Genomic DNA, 9569 nt, shown 5'->3' with positions numbered 1-9569 from the left:
GTTATGCCGCCGAGATGACGGCCTGATTGCGAGAAATCACCACTCTTGCAATCAACGTCAAGTAACTTGGCAATGCCGCGCTCGAGGCCGTCGACGGCATATTTGCGTTCGACCTCGTATCGGCCGCTAAAGTGATCCCCCGGATCGGCGAGCATGCCCTTGCGCGCCAGATCGGATGACGGAGTTGTCGCCATGTCGGTTTCGCCTGCGTCCTGCAATCGTCAGACTACCATCTGACATTTTCGCCGGGGGCCGAGGGCTCCAGCGCGAGCGCGTGAACGCCGTCGGCGATCTCGGCGGCCAGCAATTCGTTGAGCGCGCGGTGGCGGTCCACACGGCCCAGTCCGGCAAATTTTTCCGAGATGACGCGGACGCGGAAATGCGTCTCGCCGGACCCGTCGACCGACCCGCCCTGATGACCCGCATGCAGGTGGCTTTCATTGATGACGGCGAGCCGCTCGGGCGAGAAAGCCTCCTCGATCTTTTTCACGATGCGTTCTTCAATCGGCCCCATCTGCAACCTACCTTGTATCTTGCCTTGCCACCCCGCCGATAGGCAGGTAAACCAGTGCGTCCTTTTTAGAGGGCACTGCGGCGCCACTTGCCGCGTCGAATCTTCCACTGTCAATGCTTGTTTGTGGCGCTCTGCCGCCCCATAACCACGGTCACATGAAGCCCAGTTCGAAATATTTTGATTCCATCCGGATCAATCCCGGCGGAAAGAAAAAGAAATCCGCCAAGCGCGAGGAACCGACCGTCGCGCAGACCTGCCAATGGGCCGGCTGCGAGAAACCGGGCACCCACAAGGCGCCGGCCGGCCGCGACCGGGAGGGGCAGTATCTGCATTTCTGCATCGACCACGTGCGCGAATACAACAAGAATTACAATTACTTCTCCGGCCTCGGCGACGACGCGATCGCCAAGTTCCAGAAGGACGCGCTGACCGGCAACCGGCCGACCTGGAAAATGGGCACCGCCCATATCGAGGAAGCGACCGCGGCGCCCGTCTTCTCGGACATGCGCTCCGGATCCGCGCGCTCGATGCGCATGCGCGACCCGAACTGGCGCCCGGACGCGACGGTCAAGCCGATGCGCAAGCTCAAGCCGCTGGAAGCCAAGGCGATGTCCACGCTCGGCCTGAAGGCCTCGGCGACGTCGGAGGACATCAAGACGCAGTACAAGGCTCTGGTCAAAAAGCACCATCCCGATGCAAATGGCGGCGACCGGACCTCCGAGGAACGTTTCCGCGAAGTTGTCCAGGCCTATCAATTGTTGAAAACCGCCGGGCTGTGCTAGTCCGGCAATCGAATCCCGAGACACCCCGGCATGCGGTCTCCCGCCGCATCAAGGAGGCAAGATGAACAAGATGGAACTCGACATCGCCAACATGCCCGACACCACCGCCGACGTGCGCTCGGTGTTCGGCATCGATGTCGACATGCAGGTCCCCGCCTATTCCGACGCGGACGCCTATGTGCCGGAAATCGACCCGGACTATATTTTCGACCGCGCGACGACGCTGGCGATCCTGGCCGGTTTCGCGCACAACCGCCGCGTCATGGTGTCCGGCTATCACGGCACCGGCAAGTCGACCCATATCGAGCAGGTCGCGGCCCGTCTCAACTGGCCCTGCGTGCGCGTCAATCTGGACAGCCATGTCAGCCGTATCGACCTCGTCGGCAAGGACGCCATCGTGGTCCATGAGGGCAAGCAGGTCACCGAGTTCCGTGACGGCATCCTGCCTTGGGCCTATCAGCACAATGTCGCGCTCTGCTTCGACGAATACGACGCCGGCCGGCCCGACGTGATGTTCGTGATCCAGCGGGTGCTCGAATCCTCGGGCCGCCTGACTCTGCTCGACCAGAGCCGCGTCATCCGCCCGCACCCCGCCTTCCGCCTGTTCGCCACCGCCAATACGGTCGGCCTCGGCGATACGACCGGCCTCTATCACGGCACGCAGCAGATCAACCAGGCGCAGATGGACCGCTGGTCCATCGTCACGACGCTGAACTACCTGCCGCATGACAAGGAAGTCGAGATCATCCTGGCCAAGGCGAAACACTACCAGAACGCCAAGGGCCGCGAGATCGTCAGCAACATGGTCCGTCTCGCCGACATGACGCGTGAAGCCTTCAAGAACGGCGATCTCTCGACCGTGATGAGCCCGCGGACCGTGATCACCTGGGCGGAAAACGCCGACATCTTCAAGGATATCGGCTTCGCCTTCCGGCTGACCTTCCTCAACAAGTGCGACGATCTGGAGCGCACGCTGGTGGCAGAATTCTACCAGCGCTGCTTCGGCGAGGAACTGGCCGAAAGCGCCGCCAATGTGGTGCTGAGCTAGGCGGACAGAGGCACCAGGCAAGATGGCGGGTCCGGGAGACAATTACCGCAAGAAGCCGGGCAAGCCGGTCGACACCGAACCGTTCAAGCGGGCGGTGACCGGCTGCATGCGCGCCATGGCCGGCGAACCGGAGCTGGAAGTCGTCTTCGCCGCCGACAAGCCGGCCTTCGCCGGAAAGCATGCCCGCCTGCCCGACCTGCCGAAACGCATCACCCGCAATGACGTGATGGTGACGCGCGGCGTCGGCGATTCTATGGCCCTGCGCACCGCCTGCCACAATCCGGGCGTCCACGCCGCGACGGCGCCGGACGGGGCCGATGCGCGGGCGATCTTCGATGCCGTGGAACAGGCGCGCGTGGAATCGATCGGCGCGCGCCGCATGCCAGGCGTCGGCGACAATCTCACCGCGATGATCGACGACAAGTTCACCCGCAACAATCTCGCCACCGTGACCGAGCGCGACGACGCGCCGCTGTCGGAAGCCGTGGCGCTGATCGTGCGCGAGAAACTGACCGGACGCCCGACGCCCCCCGGCGCGGCCGCCGTCGCTGATCTGTGGCGCGACTGGGTCGAGGAAAAGGCCGGCGACGACTTCGCCAATCTGGAATCCGCGATCGACGACCAGAACGCCTTCGCGCGGGCCGTTCGCGACATGCTCGTCTCGATGGAACTCGCCGACGAGATGTCCGGCGAGGAGCCGGAAGATTCCGACGACGACAATGACGACGAGCCGGACGCCGACGAGGATACCGAAGGCGGCAGCCAGGAGGATTCGGGCGAGGAACAGTCCGAGGCCGAGGAAAGCCAGGCCGAGAGCGAGCAACCCGAAGCGGGCGAGATGGACGCCGCCGACGCGACCGCCGACGACATGGAGCAGGATCTCGACGCCGACGCGGAAGAGCCCGGCGAGGCGATCCGCCCCGAGCAGTCCTTCAACGACATCCTGTCGGGCATCGACTACGAGGTCTATTCCACCGAATTCGACGAGACCATCTCCGCCGAGGAACTGTGCGACGAGGCGGAACTGGAACGCCTGCGCGCCTTCCTGGACAAACAGCTCTCCAATCTCCAGGGCGTCGTCGGGCGGCTTGCGAACCGGCTGCAGCGCCGCCTGATGGCGCAGCAGAACCGGTCCTGGGATTTCGATCTCGAGGAGGGCTATCTCGACCCGGCGCGCCTGCCGCGCATCATCATCGACGAAATGGCCGGCACGTTCGCGCCGCTGTCCTTCAAGCGCGAGCGCGATACCAATTTCCGCGACACGGTCGTCACCCTGCTGCTGGACAATTCCGGCTCGATGCGCGGCCGCCCGATCACCGTCGCGGCGACCTGCGCGGATATCCTTGCGCGCACGCTGGAACGCTGCGGCGTCAAGGTCGAGATCCTCGGCTTCACCACGCGGGCCTGGAAGGGCGGGCAATCGCGCGAGGCATGGCTGAAGGGCGGCAAGCCGGCCGAGCCCGGCCGTCTCAACGATTTGCGCCACATCATCTACAAGAGCGCCGATGCGCCCTGGCGACGCGCCCGGCGCAATCTCGGCCTGATGATGCGCGAGGGCCTGCTGAAGGAAAACATCGACGGCGAGGCGCTGACCTGGGCCTATCGCAGGCTGGCGGCGCGTCCCGAACAGCGCCGTATCCTGATGATGATCTCCGACGGCGCGCCGGTCGACGATTCCACGCTGTCGGTCAATCCGGGCAACTACCTCGAACGGCACCTGCGCGCCGTCATCGAGGAGATCGAGACCCGCTCGGAAGTCGAATTGCTGGCGATCGGCATCGGCCACGACGTGACACGCTATTATCGCCGCGCTGTCACGATCGTCGATGCGGAGGAGCTGGCCGGCGCGATGACGGAACAGCTCGCGGGCCTGTTCGAGGAGCAGAAATCCCGCGACGCGCGCCGCCAACGGGCAGGCTAGACCGTGCGGGCACGCCTTCAGGCGGTCATGGCCATAGTTCTCGTGGCCATGGTTCTCGTGGCCATGCCTCTCGCGACCGTGGCTTCGCCGGCGCAAGCCGCGCCCGAAATCGTCGCGATGACCGTCAAGGCCCGTCCCATCACGAATTTCCGCATCGGCTCCGACCAGCAGCGATTCGGCAAGCTGGAATTCGCCGGCGGACTGGAAATGACCGCCTCTTCCCGGCATTTCGGCGCGATTTCGGCAATCCATCTTTTCGACGACCAGTCCCGCGTACTGGGCGTCGCCGACACAGGGTTCTGGCTTGCCTCCCGGATCGAGCGCGACGAAACCGGCCGGGTGACCGGCCTGTCCGACACAACGATGTGGGAGATGACGGAGTTCGGTCCCGGCAAGTGGGCGAGCGACGCCGAAGGCATCACCATCGGCGGCGATACCGTCTATGTCAGCTTCGAACGCCGGCACAGGATCGCCGAATACGATCTCGACGACAGCGGCTTTCCCGCGCTGAGGCGCCAGTACGAGCCGCCGGTTCCGCTTTACGAATTGCGGGAAAATCGCGGCTTCGAGACGATCACCGTCGCCCCCGCGACCACGGCCTTTCCCGGCGCGCTTGTCGGCGTCAGCGAGAAGAGCCTCGACAAGAACCGCAACATCATGGCGTTCGTTCGCAAGCGCGGCGGCGAAAGCTTCGAATTCTCGGTGAAACGCAGCGGCGAGTTCGACATCACCGACGGCCAGTTCCTGCCGGATGGCGATCTGGTCCTGCTGGAGCGCCGTTTCAACCTCACCGATGGCGTGGCGATGCGGCTGCGGCGGATCGACGGCACCGACATAACGGCCGGGGCGACCGTCGACGGCGAAGTCCTGCTGGAAGCCAATCTGCTCTACCAGATCGACAATATGGAAGGCCTGTCCGTCACCATCGATCCCGAAGGCGTGCCGCGGCTGACCGTGGTCTCCGACGACAACCATTCCATCCTGCAGCGCAACCTGCTGCTAGAATTCAGGCTGGTCGGAGACGCCGGTGAGGGCAGTTCAGGTTGATACGGATGGTTTCAGTCCAAATCTGAATTGCACTAGGCGGTGACCGCGGACCGGTCGGCGATCAGGCTGCGCAGCACCCGGTAAGGCGCGAGCAGGACCAGCGCGACCAGGATCTTCACGCAGAAATCGCCGGCACCGAGCGACAACCACAGCGGCACCTCGCCGCCGACGCCGAGAAACGGCACGGGGAAACCCAGCGAGCCGTCCTCCAGACCCAAGCCTGTGTCGAGGAATGCAAAGCCGGCCGAAAAGGCCACACCGAAGAACAGCACGGTGTCGATCACCGATCCGATAAGCGAGGAGACCAGCGGCGCTTTCCACCAGGCCGAGCGGCGCAGGCTCTCGAATACCGAGACGTCGAGCAACTGTGCGACGATGAAGGCCGAACCGGAGGCGATGGCGATCCGCGGCGTCGCCAGCCAGATCGAGAACGCCACCGCGAGCACGAAGCCGAAGGCGACGATGACACGCGCCGCGGACGGACCGAACCGGCGATTGGTGAGGTCGGTAACGAGGAAGGCCACCGGATAGGTGAACGCGCCCCAGGTCAGGAGATCGGCGAGATTGATCGAGCCGAGCGTCGCCTGGACCGGAAACTGGACGAGATAGTTCGATGCGGCGACAACCGCGCACATCGCGAGAATGAAGGGAAGATAAGACTGTGCTTTACGCATTTTTTTATCCTGGGTGATGCCACCAGCTAGGGTTCAACGGAAAACAGGCCGGAGGTCCGGCCTGTGCAGTCTCAGCGAAGAGGCGCCTTGATCAGGCGGCCTGCTCGGCGGATTTCTTCGCGATCTGGCGCTTCAGCAGGCGGGCGCGCTGCGACAGCTCGTTTTCCTTCGCCTTGACGAGGAACGCGTCGAGGCCGCCGCGATGCTCGACCGTGCGCAGTGCAGCAGCGGACACGCGGAAACGATAGCTCTGGCCCAACGCCTCGGACATCAGCGTGACCTGGCAAAGATTGGGAAGGAACCGACGCCGGGTCTTGTTGTTGGCGTGGCTCACATTGTTGCCGGACTGGACAGCCTTGCCGGTCAGTTCACATGCGCGAGACATGATGATCACCTTCGAATTCTGTTTCATAATGCCGCTTGCCGAACGCAGTCTCGTGTCGCGCCGGGCTTGGCGGCGTCGCCGGACGGAAACGGCTGGAGCGGAAAAGTCAGCGTCCTATAGTGACAACCGGCATTTTCGTCAACCGTCCCGGTGCATTTTGCGCGCCGCAACGCGTCATCACAGAAATGTCGCGATTACGGTCGAAGGCCGGTTGAGGGACATAGAAACGGATTTCGAGAAATGCGCATCACAACAAATGCACTCGCCCTGCTTGTCCCGATCCTGTGCACGACGGCCGCACATGCGGAAACGAGCGTCATCCACTCCCGATACGCGATCTCGGCGCTTGGCCTGCCGGTCGGCGTCTCGAAGTTCGAGACAAGGATATCGCCGGGAAGCTATTCGATGACCGGAACGCTCAAGGCAAGCGGGCTGGTGGCGCTTTTCAAGCCGACCACGGGCAGCATGAGCGTTTCCGGACGTTTCGGCAGAAACGGCGTGCAAGCCGAACGCTTCGCGCTCGACTATGTTTCGGGCGGAGACCGGCAAACCACCGATATCGGCTTTTCGGGCGGCAACGTGACGAGCGCCGTCAACAAGCCGAAAGTCAAGAAACGCAAGGGCTGGATCGAGGTGGATGCCGCGCATCTGCGCAATACCGTCGATCCGATCAGCGCGATGCTCGTTAAGGCGGACACGCCCGGCGCGGTTTGCGACCGCACGGTGCGCGTCTTCGACGGCGCGATGCGCTCCGATATCAAGCTGAACTTCCTGCGTACCGAGCGGTTTTCGGCCGACGGCTATTCCGGTGACGTCGTCACCTGCCGTGCGAAGTTCCTGCCCGTCTCGGGCTATCCGGGCGGCAAGAAGGAAATCGCGTGGCTGCGCGACAAGGGCCGCATCGTCGTCGCCTTCGCGCCGATCGAGGGCACCGACCTCTATGCGCCGGTCAAGGCGACGGTATCGACGCAGCTCGGCCCGGTACGCATCTATGCGACGCGCCTCGAACGCCGGATGGAATGAACCGGTCGCCGGCCCCGTTCCGACGCGCCCTTGACAAAAACCGCGCCCCCGGCGACGGGATGCCATGACCGACGCATCCCTCTCCATGACCGCCGGACGCAAGCGCTTCGCCGCAACGATGATCGGCTTTGGCGCCGTCCTCATGTGGGCCCTGCTCGCGCTGTTCACGGCCGCCTCGGGCGATGTGCCGCCATTCCAGCTTTCAGCGATGTGCTTCGCCATCGGCGCGGCGATCGGCTTCGCCGCCAATGCCCGCAAGCGCGACCGCAGCGAGGCGAAGGCGCGGATCCCCTGGCAGGCCTATGCGCTCGGGATCGGCGGATTGTTCGGCTATCACTTCCTCTATTTCACGGCGCTGCGCCACGCGCCCGCCGTCGAGGCCAGCCTTATCTGCTATCTGTGGCCGATGCTGATCGTCACCGGCTCCGCGCTGATGCCGGGCGAGCGGCTCGGCTGGCATCATCTCGCCGGCGTCGCCTGCGGCTTTATCGGCACGACACTGATCGTCACCGGCGGAGAAGGGTTCTCGCTCAAGGCGGAGTACGCCTATGGCTACACCGTGGCGATCGCCGCCGCCTTCACATGGTCCGGCTATTCGCTGCTGTCGCGCCGCTTTGCCGCCGTCCCGACAAGAATCGTCGCCTGGTACTGCCTCGCCACCGCGATCCTGTCGCTAGTCGCGCATTTCGCGCTTGAGACGACGGTATGGCCGCAAACCGTCATCGAGTGGCTCGCGGTGGCGGGCCTCGGCGCCCTGCCCGTCGGCGCGGCTTTCTATATCTGGGACCACGGCGTCAAGCATGGCGACATCCAGGTGCTCGGCGCATCCAGCTACGCCGCGCCGCTGATCTCCACCGTCATCCTGATCGCGGTCGGCATGTCGGAGGCAAGCTGGACAATCGCTCTGGCCTGCCTGCTGATCACCGGCGGCGCGGCGATTGCGGCCAAGGACATGTTTTTAACCAGGAGGAAGCGCCATGTTGCCGTTTGAAGGCGGAATTACGCATACCGACAACGGGACCCTCGTCTTCGCTGTCCTGCTGGCCATCGCCTATCTCTTCTACGGGCAACGCCGGACGACACCGCTCAAGGTCGCTGCGAAAACGCTGTCCGTGATGCTTCTGGCCGGCCTGTCCGCCTCAGCCGGCGGACCGTGGCTGCTGACCCTGGCGCTGGTTCTGTGCGCTATCGGCGATTTCTTCCTCGCCATTGAACAGATGAGCGAGAAGTTCTTTCTGGCCGGTCTCGGCGCGTTTCTGGCCGGTCACATCGCCTATATCCTGCTGTTTTTTGCCCTCCCCGCATCCGAAACGCCGCTTCCGCTGCCCGTCCTCGCCATCGTGGGGGTCGCGATGACGGCGATCGCCCTTGTCATGGGCCGCAGGCTCTTCAGCGCGGCCGGCGACCTGCGCTGGCCGGTGATGGTCTATATCGCGGCGATCCTCGTCATGGGGCTGGCCGCCCTGTCGAACGGCGCGGGACTGATCGTCGCCGGCGCGGCGAGCTTCATGATCTCCGACACCGTGCTCGCCTCCGAGCGGTTCCTTTTGAAGAAGGATGGCGTCTACGGCCAGTTCGCCGGCCCGGTCGTCTGGGTGACCTATTTCGGCGCGCAAGTGCTGATCCTGTTCGGCGTGCTGACGGTATGGGGCGTGTTCCGGGCCTGATGCCGGCGCGCCTCAGCGCCCCTTTGGCGCGCGGGGTATCGGCTTCCAGTCCGGTGGAGCGAGTTCGAATTTCGCGAAGTTAAAGCCCGGCGCGACGGTGCATCCGACCAGCGTCCACGCGCCAAGCGAGGTCGCGGTCTGCCAGCAATTCGCCGGCACGACGACCTGCGGGCGTTCGCCCATGGCGAGATTGGGTCCGAGCCGCAACGCCCGCGCATCGTGCCCGTTCGGCGACAGCGTGATCACCAGCGGCGAACCGGCATAAAAGTGCCAGACCTCGGAGGCGTCGGTCACGCGGTGCCAGTGCGACACGTCGCCGGCCTCCAGCAGGAAATAGATCGCCGTAGAATGCCCGCGCCCGTCGGGCCCGTCCGCATCGCGGAACGTTTCGGCATACCAGCCGCCCTCCGGATGCGGCTTGAGGCCGAGTTGGCATTGCCAAGTTACTTGACGTTGATTGCAAGAGTGGTGATTTCTCGCAATCAGGCCGTCATCTCGGCGGCATAAC

General features: G+C 64.3%; 11 protein-coding genes and 1 pseudogene. 7 read left to right on the top strand and 5 right to left on the bottom strand.

Annotated elements, in window-relative coordinates; genetic code table 11:
- Together LC343_RS24670 and LC343_RS24665 are read right to left on the bottom strand one after the other, a co-directional pair.
- Positions 1 to 194, bottom strand: a pseudogene (locus tag LC343_RS24670) (hypothetical protein); the annotation flags it as partial.
- A gap of 32 nt (positions 195 to 226) precedes the next feature.
- Complete coding sequence (locus LC343_RS24665) at positions 227 to 514, bottom strand: BolA family protein (RefSeq protein ID WP_223479805.1); 288 nt, start codon at positions 512 to 514, stop codon at positions 227 to 229.
- A 155-nt stretch (positions 515 to 669) separates the two neighbouring features.
- Between LC343_RS24665 and LC343_RS24660 the strand changes: the two genes are divergently transcribed.
- The 4 genes from LC343_RS24660 (at position 670) to LC343_RS24645 (ending at position 5312) form a co-directional block, all read left to right on the top strand.
- Entirely contained in the window at positions 670 to 1296 is a 627-nt protein-coding gene (locus tag LC343_RS24660) for a J domain-containing protein (RefSeq protein ID WP_223479804.1), read from the top strand.
- Between the two features lie 61 nt (positions 1297 to 1357).
- Entirely contained in the window at positions 1358 to 2344 is a 987-nt protein-coding gene (gene cobS, locus LC343_RS24655; protein WP_223479803.1) for a cobaltochelatase subunit CobS, read from the top strand.
- 22 nt (positions 2345 to 2366) lie between these two features.
- The gene (gene cobT / locus LC343_RS24650) at positions 2367 to 4265 is read left to right on the top strand and encodes a cobaltochelatase subunit CobT (RefSeq protein WP_223479802.1); all 1899 of its coding nucleotides are present in this window, start codon (positions 2367 to 2369) and stop codon (positions 4263 to 4265) included.
- A 27-nt stretch (positions 4266 to 4292) separates the two neighbouring features.
- On the top strand, positions 4293 to 5312 hold the full coding sequence (locus tag LC343_RS24645) for an esterase-like activity of phytase family protein (RefSeq protein WP_223479801.1): 1020 nt from the start codon (positions 4293 to 4295) through the stop codon (positions 5310 to 5312).
- Positions 5313 to 5344: 32 nt separating this feature from the next.
- Here LC343_RS24645 and LC343_RS24640 read toward each other — a convergent pair whose 3' ends face one another.
- The gene (locus LC343_RS24640) at positions 5345 to 5986 is read right to left on the bottom strand and encodes a queuosine precursor transporter (protein ID WP_223479800.1); all 642 of its coding nucleotides are present in this window, start codon (positions 5984 to 5986) and stop codon (positions 5345 to 5347) included.
- A 91-nt stretch (positions 5987 to 6077) separates the two neighbouring features.
- Positions 6078 to 6371: a 50S ribosomal protein L28 gene (gene rpmB, locus LC343_RS24635; RefSeq protein WP_223479807.1), complete on the bottom strand. Its 294-nt coding sequence runs from the start codon at positions 6369 to 6371 to the stop codon at positions 6078 to 6080.
- Positions 6372 to 6611: 240 nt separating this feature from the next.
- On the opposite strand from rpmB, the gene LC343_RS24630 reads away from it, so the two are divergent.
- The 3 genes from LC343_RS24630 (at position 6612) to LC343_RS24620 (ending at position 9061) form a co-directional block, all read left to right on the top strand.
- Positions 6612 to 7394, top strand: coding sequence for a DUF3108 domain-containing protein (locus LC343_RS24630; RefSeq protein WP_223479799.1), 783 nt, complete (start codon positions 6612 to 6614; stop codon positions 7392 to 7394).
- Between the two features lie 64 nt (positions 7395 to 7458).
- The gene (gene yddG / locus LC343_RS24625) at positions 7459 to 8385 is read left to right on the top strand and encodes an aromatic amino acid exporter YddG (RefSeq protein ID WP_223479798.1); all 927 of its coding nucleotides are present in this window, start codon (positions 7459 to 7461) and stop codon (positions 8383 to 8385) included.
- A complete protein-coding gene (locus LC343_RS24620) occupies positions 8372 to 9061 on the top strand; it encodes a lysoplasmalogenase (protein WP_223479797.1) in 690 nt (229 codons plus the stop codon). The genes yddG and LC343_RS24620 overlap by 14 nt, the downstream gene beginning before the upstream one ends.
- Before the next feature lie 12 nt (positions 9062 to 9073).
- Here the strand turns inward: LC343_RS24620 and LC343_RS24615 are convergent, their stop codons facing one another.
- Positions 9074 to 9544, bottom strand: a complete 471-nt coding sequence (locus LC343_RS24615) for a cupin domain-containing protein (protein ID WP_223479806.1) — start codon at positions 9542 to 9544, stop codon at positions 9074 to 9076.
- Between the last annotated feature and the right edge of the window lie 25 nt (positions 9545 to 9569).

This window comes from Oricola indica (assembly GCF_019966595.1).
GTDB classification, from domain to species: Bacteria; Pseudomonadota; Alphaproteobacteria; order Rhizobiales; family Rhizobiaceae; genus Oricola; species Oricola indica.
This window is presented reverse-complemented; position numbering and strand designations above follow the sequence as displayed.